We start from the raw sequence: 17,195 nt of genomic DNA on the forward strand, positions 1-17,195 counted from the left end.
TCCAAAAGCCAGCAGGCGGTCTCTAACGACCAGGATTCCGACGGCCTTCCGCCCGCACTCTACATAGCACAAATCCAATACACAGGATTCCGGCTCAAGGCCGGAATGACGGACCGGGTATAGGGTGCCACGTCGTTTTGTCCGCGTTATCGACTCAACTGAGTGCAATCACCCGAAAACCACCGCCTAAGCCTTCGTACCGCCGACGGTGATCTGGTCCATGCGCAGATGCGGCTGGCCGACGCCGACCGGTACCCATTGTCCAGCCTTGCCGCAATTGCCGATGCCGGTATCGAGCTTGGAATCGTTGCCGATCATCGACACGCGCTTCATCGCATCCGGCCCGTTGCCGATCAGCATCGCGCCCTTTACCGGCGCGCCGATCCTGCCGTTTTCGATGAGGTAGGCCTCGGTGCAGCCGAACACGAATTTGCCGGAGGTGATATCCACCTGGCCGCCGCCGAAGGAGACGGCATAGATGCCCTTCTTCACGGAGGCGATGATCTCTTCCGGCGTCTTGTCGCCTGATAGCATGTAGGTATTGGTCATGCGCGGCATCGGCACATAGGCGTAGCCCTGCCGGCGGCCGTTGCCGGTGGGCCTGGCGCCCATCAGCCGGGCGTTCTGCCGGTCCTGCATGTAACCGACCAGCCTGCCGTTCTCGATCAGCACATTATAGCCGGAAGGCGTACCTTCGTCGTCGATAGTCAGCGAGCCGCGGCGGCTGTCGATGGTGCCGTCATCCACCACGGTCACGCCGGGGGCGGCGACCATTTCACCCATCAGGCCGGCAAAGGCCGAGGTTTTCTTGCGGTTGAAATCGCCTTCCAGACCGTGGCCCACCGCCTCGTGCAGCATGACGCCCGGCCAGCCGGAGCCGAGCACCACATCCATGGTGCCGGCCGGCGCGTCGATGGCGGTAAGGTTGACGAGCGCCTGACGCAGCGCTTCATCCGCACCGCGCTGCCAGTTTTCCGTGGTGATGAAATCGCTGAAGCCAACGCGGCCGCCAATGCCGTAGGAGCCGCTTTCCTGCCGGTCGCCTTCGCCCGCCACGACGGAAACATTGATGCGGGTCATCGGCCGGATATCGCTGACGCGATGGCCGTCGGCCCGCAGGATGTCCACCACCTGCCAGCTTGCGGAAATGGTCGCCGTCACCTGCCGGACCTTGTCGTCCTTGTCACGCAGATAGGCGTCGATATCGGTGAGGAGCTTCACCTTTTCCTCGAAGCTCGGGCTGCCGATAGGGTTCTCGTCGCCATAAAGCTTTTTGTTGGTGCGCTGCGGCGCGGCGGCATAGGAGCCGGAATAACCCTTGGTCACCGCGCCCACCGCATCGGAAGCACGTTTCAGCGCGCCCTGCGAAAGCTCGCCCGCATGGGCGTAGCCCACCGTTTCGCCGGCGACGGCGCGCAGGCCAAAGCCCTGGTCGGTGTTGAAGGAACCGCCCTTCAGCCGGCCATTATCGAAAGTCAGCGATTCGGCCTGGGCATGTTCGATGAAAAGCTCGCCATCGTCAGCGCCGGCGAGCGCCTCGCCGACGAGCTTGCGCAATTGCGTTTCGTCGCAATCGAAGAGTTTTACAAGATCGTCGGTCATGGGAGGCTCCAGTCATTATCGTTCAATGACCGATTTAGGCACTGGAGCGGACGGACGCAAGGCTGTCCGGCAATGGCAGGCTTTAAGGAAGCGCGTCGTAGCCCTCGGCAAAGCCGGAAAGCTCGATCGGAATACCGACGCGATCCTGATCCACGGCTTCGCGCAGCGCGAAAACCGCATTCTTGCCGGCGCGCAGAACCTTCAGCAGCTCGTCGTCGATATCCACTTCCACATAGCAGCCTTCGGAGAAGCAGCGGGTGAAATAGGCGCGGCCGATATTATTATTGTCGATATAAAGCTCCATGCCATCCTTCAAAAGCACGCCGAGCGGTGCGAGGATGCGCAGGATGCGCGACTTGCGGTCGGCCGTCTTCAGCACCACCACCGAAAGCCCAACTTCCGGGCGGTCATCGGCAATGACGTTCTGCATCAGCGCGCATTGTTCTTCGGACGCGCCGGCCGGCTTGTCGCAGATGACAGACCATGCTCCGTGCGTCGACTTCGGCGTGCCGGGCGGCTGCTGTTGCGCCAGCGCCGCAGCGGCGGGAGCGATGATGGCAAGACCGGCGGCGGCAAGAAAAGTGCGCGCGAGCGGGGAAAGACGCATGGATACCTCTGGGATTCGAATCAGTGCGGCTATTTTGACGCCATAATCCGGAAAAAAAAGCCTCAGGCCTTCAATTCCAGCGGAGTTGGGCGGAAATAGGACCTGTCTTCCGGTATGGGCGTCTGATTTGCCCGGCACGACATTCATTATCCGGCGATGAAACTGGCGGCAAAACCGGCTGTGAGAAGGGGCTTTGTCGCATTTGGGCTGTTTGAAACCGCGTTCGGCCGGTCCGGCGAGGCATGGGGTGAGAGAAAGTCGCCGTGGATTGACCAATGGCAAAATTGGGGCGCATCCGTGTCCCGACGCATATTGCGGCAGAGGACAAACTGTGGTTTGAAGTTAGTACCATAAGCATGGATTCTGCGTCTGTGATTGATCTAGATCAGACGCGTGAGGGAGAGGGTACCGTGACGAATAGGATTTACGCAGCACTGGCGGGGATGACCTGTCTGCTCACGGCTGTCGGCGCCCACGCCGATCAGCCGGTGCATTGGCAAATGGGCATGCAGGAGGCCGCCACGCCGATCATGCACGAAATACGCTGGTTTGAACAATATACGCTCTGGTTCATTGTTCCGGTTACGCTTTTCGTTCTTGCGCTGCTCATCGTCGTCGCCCTGAAATTCCGCGCCGCGAAAAATCCGGTGGCTTCCAAGACCAGCCATAACACGGCGATCGAGGTGGTCTGGACGCTGGCGCCGGTTCTCATTCTCCTGTTCCTTGCTTTCCCGTCGTTCAATCTCTTGAACGCGCAGCTCACGCAGCCGGAAAATCCCGATGTGACGCTGAAGGCGACCGCCACGCAATGGCTGTGGAGCTATGAATATACGGCCGCCGAAGGCGCCGAGCCGGTTTCCTTCGACAGCTACATGCTGAAGGATCAGGATCGCGCCGCCGCAGGAAAGGAAGACAGGGCCCGCTATCCGCGTCTTCTGGCGGTAGACAATGAAATGGTCGTTCCGGTCGGCAAGACTGTTCGCCTGCTCGTCACCGCCGCGCCGACGGATGTGATCCATTCCTTCGCCATGCCGGCTTTCGGCGTCAAGATCGACGCCGTTCCCGGCCGCTTGAACGAAACCTGGTTCAAGGCGGAAAAAGAGGGCCTTTATTACGGTCAGTGTTCCGAGCTTTGCGGCAAGGACCACGCCTTCATGCCGATCGCCATTCGGGTGGTTTCCGAACAGCAGTACAACACCTGGCTCACCGCCGCCGCCTCTGACCTGAGCGGCGCGAACCGGGCGCTGATGGCCTCTGTCGATGGCGCTCCGCGCACCGTCGACGTTGCCGCCAACGAAACCAACTGACTCTGGAGTGAGGACAATGGCTGGACCTTCCGCACACGACGATCATCACTCGCATGGTCATTCCGCACATGATGGGCACGATCATTCGCATGATGCGCATCATTCCCATACGCCGGGCTTCTTTGCCCGCTGGTTCCTGTCGACCAACCACAAGGACATCGGCACGCTCTACCTGATCTTCGCGATCATCGCCGGCATCGTCGGCGGCGGGCTTTCCGTCGTCATGCGCATGGAGCTTCAGGAGCCGGGCATCCAGATCTTCCACGGTCTGGCGTCCATGGTCTACGGCTTCGAGGGTGACGCCGCCATCGATGGCGGCAAGCACATGTTCAACGTGTTCACCACCGCGCACGCGCTGATCATGATCTTCTTCATGGTCATGCCGGCGCTGATCGGCGGTTTCGCCAACTGGATGATCCCGATTATGATCGGCGCTCCGGACATGGCTTTCCCGCGCCTGAACAACATCTCCTTCTGGCTGATCGTTCCGGCTTTCATCCTTCTCATTCTCTCGCTCTTCGTCGAAGGCCCTGCGGGCGCCTACGGTGTCGGTGGCGGCTGGACCATGTATCCGCCTCTATCGACCAGCGGCATGCCGGGACCGGCGGTGGATCTGGCGATCTTCGCGCTGCACGTTTCGGGCGCGTCGTCGATCCTCGGTGCGATCAACTTCATTACCACCATCCTCAACATGCGCGCTCCGGGCATGACGCTGCACAAGATGCCGCTCTTCGCCTGGTCGGTCCTCGTCACCGCATTCCTGCTGCTGCTTTCGCTGCCGGTTCTGGCGGGCGGCATCACCATGCTTCTGACCGACCGCAACTTCGGCACGGCATTCTTCTCGCCGGAAGGCGGCGGTGACCCGATCCTTTACCAGCATCTGTTCTGGTTCTTCGGCCACCCGGAAGTGTACATCCTGATCCTGCCGGGCTTCGGCATCATCAGCCACATCGTCTCCACCTTCTCCAAGAAGCCGGTCTTCGGTTACCTTGGCATGGCCTATGCCATGGTCGCCATCGGCGCCGTCGGCTTCATCGTCTGGGCCCACCACATGTACACGGTCGGCCTGTCGCTCGAAGCGCAGCGCTACTTCGTCTTCGCCACCATGGTCATCGCGGTGCCGACGGGTATCAAGATCTTCTCGTGGATCGCGACCATGTGGGGCGGTTCGCTGACCTTCTCGACCCCGATGGTCTGGGCGATCGGCTTCATCTTCCTGTTCACGGTCGGCGGCGTCACCGGCGTCCAGCTCGCCAATGCCGGTCTCGACCGTTCGCTGCACGACACCTATTACGTGGTGGCGCACTTCCACTACGTTCTGTCGCTCGGCGCGGTCTTCGCGATCTTTGCCGGCTGGTATTACTGGTTCCCGAAGATCACCGGCTACATGTACAGCGAATTCCTCGGCAAGCTGCATTTCTGGGTCATGTTCGTGGGCGTGAACCTCGTGTTCTTCCCGCAGCACTTCCTCGGTCTTGCCGGCATGCCGCGCCGCTACATCGATTATCCCGATGCCTATGCCGGCTGGAACATGGTATCCTCCTACGGTTCCTACATCTCGGCCGTCGGCGTGCTGATCTTCCTCTTCTGCGTCTGGGAAGCCTTCGCAAAGAAGCGGATCGCCGGCAACAACCCCTGGGGTGAAGGTGCGACGACGCTCGAATGGCAACTGTCTTCGCCGCCGCCCTACCACCAGTGGGAACAGCTGCCGCGCATTCGCTGATGCGCGGGCCGGAAGGCGCGGGCAGGGCCTGCGAATTCCCGGCGCTGAAAATGAGGGACGGCGCGGTTCGGTCCGTGCCGTTTCCCGAACGGGCAGTCTCTTCTGCCGCGTGACATTTTGTCCAAGCGATGCCTGCCGTCCGACGTGATACATGCCCCGGACGTGATAAATGCCAAATCTGGCCTTTATGAAATGCAAGCGCAGACGAATGGCGGCAGGGTGCGGCGAAAAGCCGGAAAATGGCATCGGTTTTGCCCGGCGCCGCTCATGCCAGGACGTTCGGGACCCATGAATTGACGCATCGCGCATGCCGGAAATCACATTCGTTTTCGGGCCGGTGCAGGGGACGTCGCTTCACGCGGCGTTCGAAGGAAACAGGACAGGAAATGAGCATTATCGACAATCGCGACATGCTGGGCGTGAAGGGCTCCGAACTTTCGGAAGCCGGCGCGCGCGATTATTTCGAATTGCTGAAGCCGCGCGTCATGTCGCTCGTCGTCTTCACGGCCTTTGCGGGCCTCGTGCTGGCGCCGGGTGAAATCAACCCGGTGCTCGGCATCATCGCCATTCTCTGCATCGCCGTCGGTGCCGGCGCATCCGGTGCGCTCAACATGTGGTACGATGCCGATATCGACGCCGTGATGAGCCGCACCGCCCGGCGGCCGATCCCGTCCGGCCGCATCGCGCCGCGCGAGGCGCTGGCCTTCGGGCTGACGCTTTCGGCCTTTTCGGTGGTCATTCTCGGCCTTGCGGTTAACTGGTTCTCGGCCGGCCTGCTCGCCTTCACCATCTTCTTTTACGCCGTCATCTATACGATGTGGCTGAAACGCTCGACGCCGCAGAACATCGTCATCGGCGGTGCGGCCGGCGCTTTCCCGCCCATGCTCGGCTGGGCCTGCGTCACCGGCGGCGTTTCGCTGGATAGCATCATCCTGTTCCTCATCATCTTCCTGTGGACACCGGCGCATTTCTGGGCGCTGGCGCTGTTCAAGATGCGCGATTACGGCGCCGTCGGCATTCCGATGATGCCGAACGTGGTCGGCGAACGCTCGACCAAGAACCAGATGATCGTTTATGCGGTGCTGACCGCGGCCGCGGCCGTCGCGCCTTATTTCACCGGCCTTGCGAGCGCCGGCTACGGCATTTTCGCCGCCGTGCTGAGCGCGATCTTCGTCTACTGTTCTCTCGATGTCCGGCGCATGCCTGAGGGCGACGAGAAGATGCTGCCGGCCAAGAAGATGTTCGCCTATTCGGTGCTTTACCTTTTTGCGATTTTCTCCGGCCTTCTGGCCGATCATTTCGCGCCGGCCCTGAAGGCCGTCATGTCGGGAGTCCTGTGATGGAAACGGTGGAACTGAGCGCGGCGCAGAAAAAATCGAGACGTGGGCGCAACATCGCGCTCGGCGTCCTGCTCGCCGGCCTGGTGGTGCTGTTCTACATCATCACCATCATCAAGATCGGCTCGCACTGACGCGCTGATTGAGGGGAGAGGAGGAGGAGATGGCGAATATGGAAGCGCAGACGGCAGGGACCGGCAGGCAGCGGGTGAGCAATCGCTCCATCCTCGTGCTTTGTCTGGTGTTTTTCTGCGCCATGATCGGCATGGCCTATGCCGCCGTGCCGCTTTATACGCTGTTCTGCCGCGTTACCGGCTATAACGGCACCACCCAGCGCGTCGAGCAATATTCCGACGTCATCCTCGACAAGACCATCAACGTCACCTTCGATGCCAATACGTCGAACGGCCTCAACTGGGATTTCCAGCCGGTCGACAAAAAGGTCACGCCGAAAATCGGCGAAACGGTGCAGGTGACTTTCAAGGCGACGAACCGCTCACCCGTGGCGACCACGGGCACGGCGGTCTTCAACGTCACGCCGATGGAAGCCGGCGCCTATTTCAACAAGGTGGAGTGCTTCTGCTTCACCGAAACGACGCTGCAGCCGGGTGAAACGCTGGAGATGCCGGTGGTGTTCTTCGTCGATCCTGACATCGCCACGGCGCGCGAGACCAAGAGCATTCATACTTTAACGCTGTCCTATACGTTTTATCCGGCCAAAACCGAAAAACCGGTTGCGTCCTTGCCGGTAAAGACTTCATCTGGCGAAAGCAAATTGTGAGAGGAGATCTGGCCTTTTATCCGAGGCCGGATCAGGGAAGAGACATTCGGGGATTGTCGCAATGGCAGATACGCATCAGAAGAACCACGACTACCACATTATCGATCCAAGCCCCTGGCCGCTTCTGGCCTCGATCGGCGCCTTCATCCTGACCTTCGGTGGCGTCTGTTACATGCGTTACCTGTCGGGCGGCTCCTTCAAGCTGTTCGGCGCGGAACTGGCCAATCCCTGGCTGTTCTATATCGGCCTCGTCATCGTGCTTTACACCATGTACGCATGGTGGTCCGACACGATCAAGGAAGCCCATGAGGGCAACCACACCCGCGTCGTCTCGCTTCACCTGCGTTACGGCATGATCATGTTCATCGCCTCGGAGGTGATGTTCTTCGTGGCGTGGTTCTGGGCCTATTTCGATGCTAGCCTCTTCCCGCACGAGGCCATTCAGGCGTCGCGCCTCGAATATACCGGCGGCCAATGGCCGCCCAAGGGCATCGAGGTGATCGATCCCTGGCACCTGCCGCTCTACAACACCGTCATCCTGCTTCTGTCGGGCACCTGCGTCACCTGGGCGCACCATGCCCTGCTGCATAATGACCGCAAGGGCCTGATCACCGGTCTGTTGCTCACCGTCGCGCTCGGCGTCCTGTTCTCCACCGTGCAGGTTTACGAATACATGCACGCGCCGTTCGACTTCAAGAATTCGATCTATGGCGCGACCTTCTTCATGGCCACCGGTTTCCACGGTTTCCACGTCTTCGTCGGTACGGTCTTCCTGCTGGTCTGCCTGTTCCGCGCCGTTGGCGGCGGTTTCACGCCCAAGCAGCATTTCGGTTTCGAAGCGGCTGCCTGGTACTGGCACTTCGTTGACGTCGTCTGGCTGTTCCTGTTCTTCGCCATCTATATCTGGGGTGGCTGGGGCGCGCCGCTGCACGGCTGATTGCGTCGGATAGAGGACTGGGTCCGCAGCAAGGCATCCCGTGGAGCGAGCGGGTGCCACGTGTTTCTTCTCCCCGCCGGGGAGAAGTCCGCGGCAGCGGGATGAGGGGGCGAGGTCAGCGATAAACTGAGAGGTTGCCCCCTCATCCGACCCTTCGGGCCACCTTCTCCCCGGCGGGGAGAAGAAACAAGCAGCAAAGCCGAGCGACAGATGACTGCCTTGGTTTAGAAGCACGCTTCCAACAGGCTCGCTGTCGTCCTTGGGCTTTGGGCAACTTCGCGGGAGGTCGTCATGTCTGAACCATCAAACGGCAATTTCGCGCCGGTCGATCCCATCAAGGTCGGGCTCAAAGGCTGCTGCCCGCGCTGCGGCAACGGACGGCTGTTCGACGGCTTTCTGACCATAAAACCCGCCTGCAGCGCCTGCGGACTGGATTACGGTTTTGCCGATGCGGGCGATGGCCCGGCGGTTTTCGTCATGCTGATCGTCGGTTTTCTGGTCGTCGGGCTGGCGCTCTGGTTCGATCAGCGTTTTGCGCCGCCGGTCTGGGTGCATGTCATGCTGTGGTTGCCGTTTACGGTGATTGTCTCCCTTGTGCTGCTGCGCAAGCTGAAAGGGATCATGATTGCGCTGCAATACCGCAACAATGCAAGCGAAGGCAGGCTTGATCGTGAATGACGTTTCCCACATGAAGGCGGCGGAAAGGCGGGTCTGGTTCGCCGCGCCGCTGGTGCTGCTGGCGCTTGCCATTCTTCTCGGGCTCGGCACCTGGCAGGTGAAGCGTCTCTACTGGAAAGAGGCGCTGATTGCCGATATCGAGGAGCGGCGGAGCGCGAGCCCGGTGCCGCTCTCCGATATAGAGGCGATCGCGAAAAGCGGCGGCGATATCGAATACCGCACGGTCAGTCTTTCCGGCACCTTCGATCATGCCCGCGAGCGGCATTTCTTCGCCACGCATCAGGGGCAAACCGGCTATTACATCTATACGCCGCTGACGCTTGCCGATGGCCGCATTCTCTTCGTCAATCGCGGCTTCGTGCCCTTCGAGATGAAGGAACCCGCCAAACGGCCCGACGGGCAGGTTGCCGGCGAGGTAACGATCACCGGCCTTTCGCGCGCGCCGCTGGTTGCAAAACCGTCCTCGCTGCTGCCTGATAACGATATCGCCAAGAACATCTTCTACTGGAAGGATCTGGCGGCCATGGCCTCCAGCGCCGATATCCCGCCCGACCGGCTGGTCCACCTCTTCGTAGATGCTGACAACGCGCCTAATCCGGGCGGTTGGCCGCAGGGTGGCGTGACGCTGATAGATTTGCCCAACAATCACCTGCAATATGCGATAACGTGGTATGGGTTGGCGGCGGCCCTTGTCATCGTCGCCGGTTTTGCCTATTTCCGGAACGGTAAGGCGCAGGGTGAATAAAGCGCAGCCCGTCCGGTAAGGCAGCTTGTCGGGCAAGGCCATGAAGCACGGCCCAAGGAGCAGGCCAAGGAGCTGGAATGAACATCGCCGTTTCCAAACCCCCTTTGACGATAAGGCTGTGCGGACCGCGCGGCTTTTGCGCGGGCGTGGACCGGGCGATCCAGATCGTCGTGCTGGCGCTGAAGGCCTATGGGGCACCCGTCTATGTCCGCCACGAAATCGTGCATAACCGTTATGTGGTGGAAGGGCTGGAAGCCAAGGGCGCGGTTTTCGTCGAGGAACTGCATGAAATTCCGGCCGAGCATCGCGAGCAGCCGGTGGTTTTCTCGGCTCACGGCGTGCCGAAATCCGTGCCGGAAGATGCGCAGGCGCGTAATCTGTTCTATCTCGATGCCACTTGCCCGCTGGTCTCCAAGGTTCACAAGCAGGCCATGCGCCACCAGCGCCTTGGCCGCCATGTGGTGCTGATCGGCCATGCCGGCCACCCCGAGGTCATCGGCACCATGGGCCAGCTTCCGGAAGGAACGGTCTCACTGATCGAAACTGTGGAAGATGCCGGCCGTTATGAACCGGCGGACCGCGAAAATCTCGGCTTCGTCACCCAGACGACACTTTCGGTCGATGACACGGCCGGCGTCATCGCCAGGCTGCAGGAACGTTTCCCGGCCATTCAGGCGCCCGCCGCCGACAGCATCTGTTACGCAACCACCAACCGTCAGGATGCGGTGAAGCAGGCGGCCCCCGGCTGCGACCTCTTCATCGTCGTTGGCGCGCCCAATTCCTCCAATTCCAAGCGGCTTGTGGAAGTGGCGCTGCGGGCCGGTGCACAGCGTTCCGTGCTGGTGCAGCGGGCCTCGGAAATCGACTGGAATGAAATCGGCGATATCCGCACCGTCGGCCTTTCGGCCGGCGCATCCGCACCGGAGGTGATCGTCGATGAGATCATCGAAGCCTTCAAGGCGCGTTTCGATACGACGCTCGATCTCGCCGTGACGGTCGAGGAAACGGAACATTTCCTCGTCAATCGCGAGCTGCGCAGCATCGAGCTGACGACGGACGACATGGCTTTCGTGAACGGCAATGCCAATGACGCGCTGCCGCCGAAAACCGCCGCCGGTATCTGAAGCGGGATGGCGCTGAATGCGGGCGGTTTCCGTCCCGCCTGCGTCATCTCCACCTAAGATTTCCACTCCATCCTTCATCAAGAGATTTGAAATTGGCAGTTTATACGGACATCACCGAAGATGATCTGAGGAATTTCCTCACGCAATATGACGTCGGCAGCCTCACCTCGTATAAGGGTATTGCCGAAGGCGTCGAAAACTCCAATTTCCTGCTGCATACCACCAAGGACCCGCTGATTCTCACGCTTTATGAAAAGCGCGTGGAGAAATCCGATCTGCCCTTCTTCCTCGGCCTCATGCAGCATCTGGCCGCCAAGGGCCTGTCCTGCCCCCTGCCGCTGCCGCGCAAGGATGGCGAGTTGCTGGGAGAGCTGTCGGGCCGGCCGGCGGCGCTCATTTCCTTTCTCGAGGGCATGTGGCTGAGAAAGCCGGAAGCGAAACATTGCCGCGAAGTCGGCAAGGCGCTGGCCGCCATGCATCTGGCCGGCGAGGGGTTCGAGATCAAGCGGCCGAATGCACTCTCCGTCGAAGGCTGGAAGGTGCTTTGGGACAAGTCCGAAGACCGCGCCGACGAGGTGGAGAAGGGCCTGAAAGACGAGATTCGCCCCGAGATCGATTATCTCGCCGCCCATTGGCCGAAGAATCTGCCGGCCGGCGTCATCCATGCCGATCTGTTCCAGGACAATGTGTTCTTCCTCGGCGATGAACTGTCCGGCCTGATCGACTTTTATTTCGCCTGCAACGACCTCCTCGCTTATGACGTGTCGATCTGCCTCAATGCCTGGTGCTTCGAAAAGGATGGCGCTTACAACGTCACCAAGGGCAAGGCGCTGCTGGAAGGTTACCAGTCGGTACGCCCGCTCGGCAAAGCGGAGCTGGAGGCGCTGCCGCTTCTGGCGCGCGGTTCGGCGCTGCGTTTCTTCCTCACCCGCCTTTATGACTGGCTGACGACGCCGGAAGGCGCGCTGGTGGTCAAGAAGGATCCGCTGGAATATCTGCGCAAGCTGCGGTTCCACCGTTCCATCGCCACTGTCGCCGAATATGGGCTAGCGGGCGAATGAAACATGTCGATATTTTCACCGATGGCGCCTGCTCCGGCAATCCCGGTCCCGGCGGCTGGGGCGCCGTGCTGCGTTACGGCGAAGTGGAGAAGGAACTCTCCGGCGGCGAAGCCGAGACCACCAATAACCGCATGGAACTGCTGGCGGCGATCTCGGCGCTCAATGCGCTGAAAAGCCCCTGCGAGGTCGATCTTTATACCGACAGCGCCTATGTGAAGGACGGCATCACCAAGTGGATTTTCGGCTGGAAAAAGAAGGGCTGGAAAACCGCCGATAACAAGCCGGTCAAGAATGTTGAACTATGGCAGGCGCTGGAAGCGGCGCAGCAACGCCATAAGGTCACCCTGCACTGGGTCAAGGGCCATGCCGGCCACCCGGAAAACGAGCGCGCCGACGAGTTGGCGCGAAAGGGCATGGAGCCCTTCAAACGGCGGTAATGGAAGCCTGCTCTATTTCGGGCCGGCAAATCCGCGCCGGTGGCCCCGTTATCGGGGGTTGTGAAAACCGAAACCCGACCTATCTTGTCGTCAAGGGGCGCTCCGGTAGCGCCCAACGGAGGAGAGAAATCCGGATGATCCTGCATTGTGTATTTCTACGCTTCAAGGCTGCAACGGCCTCTTCTGAAAAACACGCAATATTCGAGGCGATTGCCGCCCTGAAGGATGTGATACCCGGCATCATCGATGTGAAATACGGCCAGAATGTCTCACCCGAAGGGCTGAATGGCGGTTTTGTCGACGGTTTCATCGTAACGCTGGAAAGCCCCGAGGCCCGCGACGACTATCTCGCCCATCCCAAGCACATGGAAGTGGGGGAACGTCTCGTGTCGCTCACCGATGGCGGTCTCGCCGGGCTTCTGGTGTTCGATATGAATGTTTGAGAGAGCGGCTTCTCGTCGCTCTCTTCCGTCATGCTCGGGCTTGTCCCGAGCATCTGCAACGTGTCGATTGAATTGGACGTGATTAAATCCTCGGCACAGGGCCGAGGATGACGTCTTATCTAGGGCCAAGAGGCCTTCTTCTTAACGTCAAAGCTGCTCGATCATCGCCGCAGCGGCAGAGACCGTCGCCTGGCCGGGGTTCTCTTCCACGTTGAGCGACTTCACCACACCGTCTTCCACCAGCATCGAATAACGTTTGGAGCGCACGCCGAGGCCGCCGGCGGAAAGATCGGCATCGAGGCCGAGCGCCTTGGTGAAAGCGGCGTCCCAGTCGGCGAGGAAGTGGATCTTGCCCTGACCGCCGGAGGATTGCGCCCATGCGCCCATCACGTGCCAGTCATTGACGGCGACGACGGCGATATCGTCAACGCCCTTGGAAAGAATGGTGTCGCGGTTTTCGAGATAGCCCGGCAGATGGTTCAGTGAGCAGGTGGGGGTGAAAGCGCCGGGAACGGCGAAGAGAACCACCTTCTTGCCGCCGAAAAGCGCGTCCGTGGTGGTTTCCACCGGGCCGTCGGCCGTCTTTTCCTTGAAAGTTGCGGAAGGCAGTTTTTCGCCGATCTTGATGGTCATGTCCGTGCTCCTGTAGCCGTTCGGTTCGCGCGACTATAGAGCAACCAAATGAAACGTGTCATGCGGTTTTCGCAGGAAATTCCATTGCAGACGCGGCCGCTCAAACGTGACCGCCGAACCGATCAGGGCTTTGGAAAATGGAGCATCGTTTCCATGGCCCGGTCGCCGGATTTGACCAGGATAGGCCAGCTATTGCCCTGCACCTGATAGGTTTTCGGCAGGCCCTTGATGTTCATGTAGAAGGAGAGCTTGCGCTTGTCGCGCACCAGGTTCTGCGGCTCGTAATAGGCAAAGCCCGAGGGGCCGGCGATGAAGATTTCGGTCTCCTTCGGCGCGTTTTCCGGAAGCTGCAATTGCACGCCGAGCATGGTCTTGTCGGGCGTGATGTGGAAATCGATCACCTTGAAATCGTCGGATGCCGCCTCGGGCAGCGTTTCGCGCGCCTCCTCCAGCAATCGCCGTTCCTCGCGGTCGTCATCGCCCGCATTGCCGCGCTCGATTGAAAACTTCGCCTCGAAGGGAATGCAGATATTCTGGCACACGCCGATGAAGGCAGTGAGATCGATCTTCCCGCTTGCCGCCGGGTCCGTGGCTTTCAGCTGAAACGGAAGGCTGACGGCGTGGTCATAGCCGATATCGGTGATGTCGCCGTTTTCGATCAGCTTCGGAACCGGATAGGCCATGGTGGTGAGCGCCGCGCCGCTGGCCGGATCGGGCGTGATCTGCGGCGGTATGCCTGCTTCGCCCGGTTCGCGCCAATAGGTGATCCAGCCGTCCTTCGGCTCGATCTGCAGCACGCCGCGCACCACGCCGTCGGCATCCATGGCAAGGCTTGCCACGCGCATCTGGCCGCCTTCGCTTCTCGCCCAGTCGGTAATCTCGGCCTGGGCGGCTTCAGCACCGCCAAGTAGGGCAGCAAATGCCGCTGCAAAACGGAAATGTGAAAATCGAAAGAATATTCTGGCGCTCATGCTTTCCGTCTAACCCAACATCGCCCGGCGGACCAGTTACGAATTCGTGCGGTTCATCATTTTCGGTTGATTGATCGGGCGCGATGCCGCATCCTGTCCTTTGTCGAAGTGCGAACGCCGTTTTCCGTTAAACGACGGAATGCGGTCTGCTGGAGGCGCCGGTGAGCTTTTCAACCCTGATGGACAAACGCGAACGTGGCTTTCTCGATGGTCAGTTCCTCATCGCGATGCCGGGGCTGGACGACGGCAATTTTGCCCGTTCGGTGATCTATATCTGCGCCCATTCGGATGCCGGCGCCATGGGCTTCATCATCAACCGGCCGCAGCAGATCACCTTTACGGATATTCTGCTGCACCTGAAACTGGTGGATAGCAACGACGCCATCATGCTGCCCAACCGCACCCGCGAATTTCCGATCCAGTGCGGCGGCCCGGTGGAATCCGGCCGGGGTTTCGTGCTGCATTCGGATGATTATTTAAGCGAATCCAGCATTCCGGTCAGCGATGATATTTCGCTGACGGCAACGCTCGATATCGTCCGCGCCATCTCCAACGGCCGCGGTCCGCAAAGGGCCACAATGATGCTCGGTTATGCAGGCTGGGGTCCGGGCCAGCTCGAAAACGAGATCGCCAATAATGGCTGGCTGAATTGCCCCGCTGCGGAGGAACTGATCTTCGACCGCGGGCTGGACAATAAATACGAGCGGGCCCTGGCGCTCATGGGCGTCGATGCGCGCATGCTCTCCACGGATGCCGGGCACGCCTGAGCCCCTGCATGTTCCGCCCGTTTTGGCTGGAACCAAATCCCGACCCCTGACGTTACTCACCCGGAAAGCCGGACAGACAGTACGGCTCAACGAGGGAGTAGTATTATGGGTAGCACATCTGACAAGATCGCCGGTAAAGCCAATGAAGTTGCTGGCAAAGTGAAGAAGAACGTCGGCGAAGCGACGGGCAATAATGAATTGCGCGCCAAGGGTGCCGCCCAGGAAGCCAAGGGCAAGGTACAGACCAGCGTTGGTAAGGCGAAAGACGCCGTCAAGGGCGCCGTTGACCGCATGTAATTTCGCCCGACGAGTTGCGCCTCTTTCGATACGGCGCTTCGGAGCGCATGTGTTGACCGCACATGCGCTCCTGTCGTCTGGGATGTGAAGGCGGTCGCCTGTTACGCCCTTCATAGTGGCCACCGTAGGCGACCGTTGCCAATCATTGATGCTCCTGCGCTCCGGGCTTACCCCCCTCTGTCCTGTCGGACATCTCCCCCTCAAGGGGGGAGATCGACCTGAGGCGAGGTCTCGCCCATCTCAATGCTTGAGAATGGAGTGGTGGAAGAGCGTCTTGCCGATCTCCCCCCTTGAGGGGGAGATGTCCGGCAGGACAGAGGGGGGTAAGCCCGGAGCGCAGGAGCGTCAATGATTTTCAGCTGTCGCCTACGGTGCATGTTGGCATCGTATGTTACCTCCACCCACCCGATCCATCGCAAGGGTTTCATCGATGAAGCTTTTTTCCTGCGCATCCTGCGGCCAGCCGGTCCATTTCGATAATCGTTTCTGCGTTTCCTGCGGTCATCGTCTGGCCTTCGTGCCGGAGCGGCTATCCATGGAGGCGCTTTCGCCCGCGGGTGAGCCGAACTGGCAGATCGTCGCGGACCCGCAAAAACAGGTGCGGTTTTGTGCCAATGAAGTGAACGATATCTGCAACTGGTCGGTGCCGGCGCAAAGCGACAGCGCCTTTTGCCCGGCCTGCAGCCACAACCGTCTGGTGCCGGATGTCGCGACGGATGGGGGCATCGCACAATGGCGTCGCATCAGCCAGGCGCAGCGGCATCTGTTCTATTCGATCCTGCGGCTCGGCCTGCCGCATCCCAATCGCGATGCCGATCCGGCCGGTGGGCTGGTCTTCGATTTTCTGGTGGACGAGGTGGCGCCTGACGGTTCCGTCATTCCCGCCATGACGGGTCACGATGAGGGCCTGATCGCCATCCGCGCCGCGGAGGCCGACGATGTCACCCGCGAGCAGGTCCGCGCCAATATGAACGAGCCGTACCGCACCATGCTCGGCCATTTCCGCCACGAGGTCGGTCACTTCATCTGGAACAAGCTGGTGCGCGATGAGAACCGCCTGGAGGCCTGCCGCGCCGTCTTCGGCGACGACAGCGAGGATTATGGCGCCGCTCTGCAACGCAATTACGAAGAGGGACCGCGTCCCGACTGGCAGGAAAGCTTCATCAGTTCCTATGCGTCCGTCCACCCCTGGGAGGATTTCGCCGAGTGTTTCGCCCATTATCTGCATATCGTCGATACGCTGGAGACGGCGCGGGCCTTCGGCGTGGCCATCGATCCCGATGGGCATGAAGAAATGGCGGCGGAGGTGACTTTCGATCCCTACAAAGCCCGCAGCGCCGAACAACTCGTCAAGGCCTGGATTCCGCTCAGCGTCGCGATCAATTCTATCCAGCGCAGCATGGGTGAGGCGGACCTCTATCCCTTCGTGCTGACACCGCCGGTGGTGGTGAAGATGGAATTCATTCACGACCTCCTGCATGGGAGGGTGGCGGCGGATGCGTCATCGCCGGAGCAGCAGGCTGCTGTGGTTCAGTGAATATTTGACAAGCGAGGAGAAACGGTCCGCGAACGACCGTTTCCTCCTCCCGTCATGCCGGGCTTGATCCGGCATCCAGCCAGCCCAAGTCCTTGGGCTGAAAGGCTTCTTTGCAACACGCAGACGCGTGTTGGCTGGATTCCGGCTCACGGCCGGAATGACGGAAGTGTTAGGGCCATGTCTCCATTCCCTCCGCTCCAAGACCCCG

At 60.5% G+C, this 17,195-nt stretch carries 19 protein-coding genes; 15 read left to right on the forward strand and 4 right to left on the reverse strand.

Annotation, left to right across the window (positions count from 1 at the left end; translation table 11 throughout):
* Positions 1-186: 186 nt before the first annotated feature.
* Together tldD and ACQZ5N_RS25200 are read right to left on the reverse strand one after the other, a co-directional pair.
* Positions 187-1,602 carry a metalloprotease TldD gene (gene tldD, locus ACQZ5N_RS25195; RefSeq protein WP_003521099.1) on the reverse strand — a complete coding sequence of 472 codons (1,416 nt, stop codon included), beginning with the start codon at positions 1,600-1,602 and terminating at the stop codon, positions 187-189.
* A gap of 82 nt (positions 1,603-1,684) precedes the next feature.
* On the reverse strand, positions 1,685-2,209 hold the full coding sequence (locus tag ACQZ5N_RS25200; protein WP_003521101.1) for an invasion associated locus B family protein: 525 nt from the start codon (positions 2,207-2,209) through the stop codon (positions 1,685-1,687).
* 443 nt (positions 2,210-2,652) lie between these two features.
* Here ACQZ5N_RS25200 and coxB point away from each other — a divergent pair, with 443 nt between their 5' ends.
* The 12 genes from coxB to ACQZ5N_RS25260 all read left to right on the forward strand — a co-directional run bounded on the left by coxB (position 2,653) and on the right by ACQZ5N_RS25260 (position 12,782).
* Positions 2,653-3,516, forward strand: coding sequence for a cytochrome c oxidase subunit II (gene coxB, locus ACQZ5N_RS25205; RefSeq protein WP_003521102.1), 864 nt, complete (start codon positions 2,653-2,655; stop codon positions 3,514-3,516).
* 16 nt (positions 3,517-3,532) lie between these two features.
* Positions 3,533-5,239: a cytochrome c oxidase subunit I gene (gene ctaD, locus ACQZ5N_RS25210; RefSeq protein ID WP_020809078.1), complete on the forward strand. Its 1,707-nt coding sequence runs from the start codon at positions 3,533-3,535 to the stop codon at positions 5,237-5,239.
* A gap of 386 nt (positions 5,240-5,625) precedes the next feature.
* A complete protein-coding gene (gene cyoE, locus ACQZ5N_RS25215; RefSeq protein ID WP_003521104.1) occupies positions 5,626-6,579 on the forward strand; it encodes a heme o synthase in 954 nt (317 codons plus the stop codon).
* The gene (locus ACQZ5N_RS25220) at positions 6,579-6,710 is read left to right on the forward strand and encodes a hypothetical protein (RefSeq protein WP_003521105.1); all 132 of its coding nucleotides are present in this window, start codon (positions 6,579-6,581) and stop codon (positions 6,708-6,710) included. The genes cyoE and ACQZ5N_RS25220 overlap by 1 nt, the downstream gene beginning before the upstream one ends.
* A gap of 29 nt (positions 6,711-6,739) precedes the next feature.
* Entirely contained in the window at positions 6,740-7,357 is a 618-nt protein-coding gene (locus ACQZ5N_RS25225; RefSeq protein ID WP_003521106.1) for a cytochrome c oxidase assembly protein, read from the forward strand.
* 61 nt (positions 7,358-7,418) lie between these two features.
* Complete coding sequence (locus ACQZ5N_RS25230; protein WP_003521107.1) at positions 7,419-8,294, forward strand: cytochrome c oxidase subunit 3; 876 nt, start codon at positions 7,419-7,421, stop codon at positions 8,292-8,294.
* 291 nt (positions 8,295-8,585) lie between these two features.
* Positions 8,586-8,972 (forward strand): DUF983 domain-containing protein, encoded by a 387-nt coding sequence (locus ACQZ5N_RS25235; protein ID WP_003521108.1) that lies wholly within the window; start codon positions 8,586-8,588, stop codon positions 8,970-8,972.
* 10 nt (positions 8,973-8,982) lie between these two features.
* The gene (locus ACQZ5N_RS25240) at positions 8,983-9,717 is read left to right on the forward strand and encodes an SURF1 family protein (RefSeq protein WP_059754148.1); all 735 of its coding nucleotides are present in this window, start codon (positions 8,983-8,985) and stop codon (positions 9,715-9,717) included.
* A gap of 77 nt (positions 9,718-9,794) precedes the next feature.
* A complete protein-coding gene (gene ispH, locus ACQZ5N_RS25245) occupies positions 9,795-10,841 on the forward strand; it encodes a 4-hydroxy-3-methylbut-2-enyl diphosphate reductase (protein ID WP_003521111.1) in 1,047 nt (348 codons plus the stop codon).
* 92 nt (positions 10,842-10,933) lie between these two features.
* Positions 10,934-11,902 (forward strand): homoserine kinase, encoded by a 969-nt coding sequence (locus ACQZ5N_RS25250; RefSeq protein WP_448734439.1) that lies wholly within the window; start codon positions 10,934-10,936, stop codon positions 11,900-11,902.
* Positions 11,899-12,339: a ribonuclease HI gene (rnhA, locus tag ACQZ5N_RS25255; protein ID WP_065115053.1), complete on the forward strand. Its 441-nt coding sequence runs from the start codon at positions 11,899-11,901 to the stop codon at positions 12,337-12,339. The genes ACQZ5N_RS25250 and rnhA overlap by 4 nt, the downstream gene beginning before the upstream one ends.
* 134 nt (positions 12,340-12,473) lie before the next feature.
* The gene (locus ACQZ5N_RS25260) at positions 12,474-12,782 is read left to right on the forward strand and encodes a Dabb family protein (protein WP_003521114.1); all 309 of its coding nucleotides are present in this window, start codon (positions 12,474-12,476) and stop codon (positions 12,780-12,782) included.
* Between the two features lie 147 nt (positions 12,783-12,929).
* Here ACQZ5N_RS25260 and ACQZ5N_RS25265 read toward each other — a convergent pair whose 3' ends face one another.
* The gene (locus ACQZ5N_RS25265; RefSeq protein ID WP_003521115.1) at positions 12,930-13,415 is read right to left on the reverse strand and encodes a peroxiredoxin; all 486 of its coding nucleotides are present in this window, start codon (positions 13,413-13,415) and stop codon (positions 12,930-12,932) included.
* 122 nt (positions 13,416-13,537) lie between these two features.
* Positions 13,538-14,386: a protein-disulfide reductase DsbD domain-containing protein gene (locus ACQZ5N_RS25270; protein ID WP_448734440.1), complete on the reverse strand. Its 849-nt coding sequence runs from the start codon at positions 14,384-14,386 to the stop codon at positions 13,538-13,540.
* Positions 14,387-14,547: 161 nt separating this feature from the next.
* On the opposite strand from ACQZ5N_RS25270, the gene ACQZ5N_RS25275 reads away from it, so the two are divergent.
* From ACQZ5N_RS25275 to ACQZ5N_RS25285, 3 genes are all read left to right on the forward strand, one after another.
* Positions 14,548-15,153 (forward strand): YqgE/AlgH family protein, encoded by a 606-nt coding sequence (locus tag ACQZ5N_RS25275; protein ID WP_003521117.1) that lies wholly within the window; start codon positions 14,548-14,550, stop codon positions 15,151-15,153.
* A 105-nt stretch (positions 15,154-15,258) separates the two neighbouring features.
* Positions 15,259-15,450 carry a CsbD family protein gene (locus ACQZ5N_RS25280; RefSeq protein ID WP_003521119.1) on the forward strand — a complete coding sequence of 64 codons (192 nt, stop codon included), beginning with the start codon at positions 15,259-15,261 and terminating at the stop codon, positions 15,448-15,450.
* A gap of 430 nt (positions 15,451-15,880) precedes the next feature.
* Positions 15,881-16,987: a zinc-binding metallopeptidase family protein gene (locus tag ACQZ5N_RS25285; protein WP_448734441.1), complete on the forward strand. Its 1,107-nt coding sequence runs from the start codon at positions 15,881-15,883 to the stop codon at positions 16,985-16,987.
* Positions 16,988-17,195 lie beyond the last annotated feature (208 nt).

The sequence above is a fragment of the Agrobacterium sp. 22-221-1 genome (assembly GCF_053522445.1).

Coding starts and splice junctions, on each gene's coding strand:
- ctaD (WP_020809078.1), top strand. CDS start 3,533: ATGGCTGGACCTTCCGCACACGACGATCATCACTCGCATGGTCATTCC.
- cyoE (WP_003521104.1), top strand. CDS start 5,626: ATGAGCATTATCGACAATCGCGACATGCTGGGCGTGAAGGGCTCCGAA.
- ACQZ5N_RS25240 (WP_059754148.1), top strand. CDS start 8,983: ATGAAGGCGGCGGAAAGGCGGGTCTGGTTCGCCGCGCCGCTGGTGCTG.
- coxB (WP_003521102.1), top strand. CDS start 2,653: ATGACCTGTCTGCTCACGGCTGTCGGCGCCCACGCCGATCAGCCGGTG.
- rnhA (WP_065115053.1), top strand. CDS start 11,899: ATGAAACATGTCGATATTTTCACCGATGGCGCCTGCTCCGGCAATCCC.
- ACQZ5N_RS25200 (WP_003521101.1), bottom strand. CDS start 2,209: ATGCGTCTTTCCCCGCTCGCGCGCACTTTTCTTGCCGCCGCCGGTCTT.
- ACQZ5N_RS25270 (WP_448734440.1), bottom strand. CDS start 14,386: ATGAGCGCCAGAATATTCTTTCGATTTTCACATTTCCGTTTTGCAGCG.
- ACQZ5N_RS25235 (WP_003521108.1), top strand. CDS start 8,586: ATGTCTGAACCATCAAACGGCAATTTCGCGCCGGTCGATCCCATCAAG.
- ACQZ5N_RS25260 (WP_003521114.1), top strand. CDS start 12,474: ATGATCCTGCATTGTGTATTTCTACGCTTCAAGGCTGCAACGGCCTCT.
- ACQZ5N_RS25285 (WP_448734441.1), top strand. CDS start 15,881: ATGAAGCTTTTTTCCTGCGCATCCTGCGGCCAGCCGGTCCATTTCGAT.
- ACQZ5N_RS25230 (WP_003521107.1), top strand. CDS start 7,419: ATGGCAGATACGCATCAGAAGAACCACGACTACCACATTATCGATCCA.
- ispH (WP_003521111.1), top strand. CDS start 9,795: ATGAACATCGCCGTTTCCAAACCCCCTTTGACGATAAGGCTGTGCGGA.
- tldD (WP_003521099.1), bottom strand. CDS start 1,602: ATGACCGACGATCTTGTAAAACTCTTCGATTGCGACGAAACGCAATTG.
- ACQZ5N_RS25225 (WP_003521106.1), top strand. CDS start 6,740: ATGGCGAATATGGAAGCGCAGACGGCAGGGACCGGCAGGCAGCGGGTG.
- ACQZ5N_RS25280 (WP_003521119.1), top strand. CDS start 15,259: ATGGGTAGCACATCTGACAAGATCGCCGGTAAAGCCAATGAAGTTGCT.
- ACQZ5N_RS25220 (WP_003521105.1), top strand. CDS start 6,579: ATGGAAACGGTGGAACTGAGCGCGGCGCAGAAAAAATCGAGACGTGGG.
- ACQZ5N_RS25265 (WP_003521115.1), bottom strand. CDS start 13,415: ATGACCATCAAGATCGGCGAAAAACTGCCTTCCGCAACTTTCAAGGAA.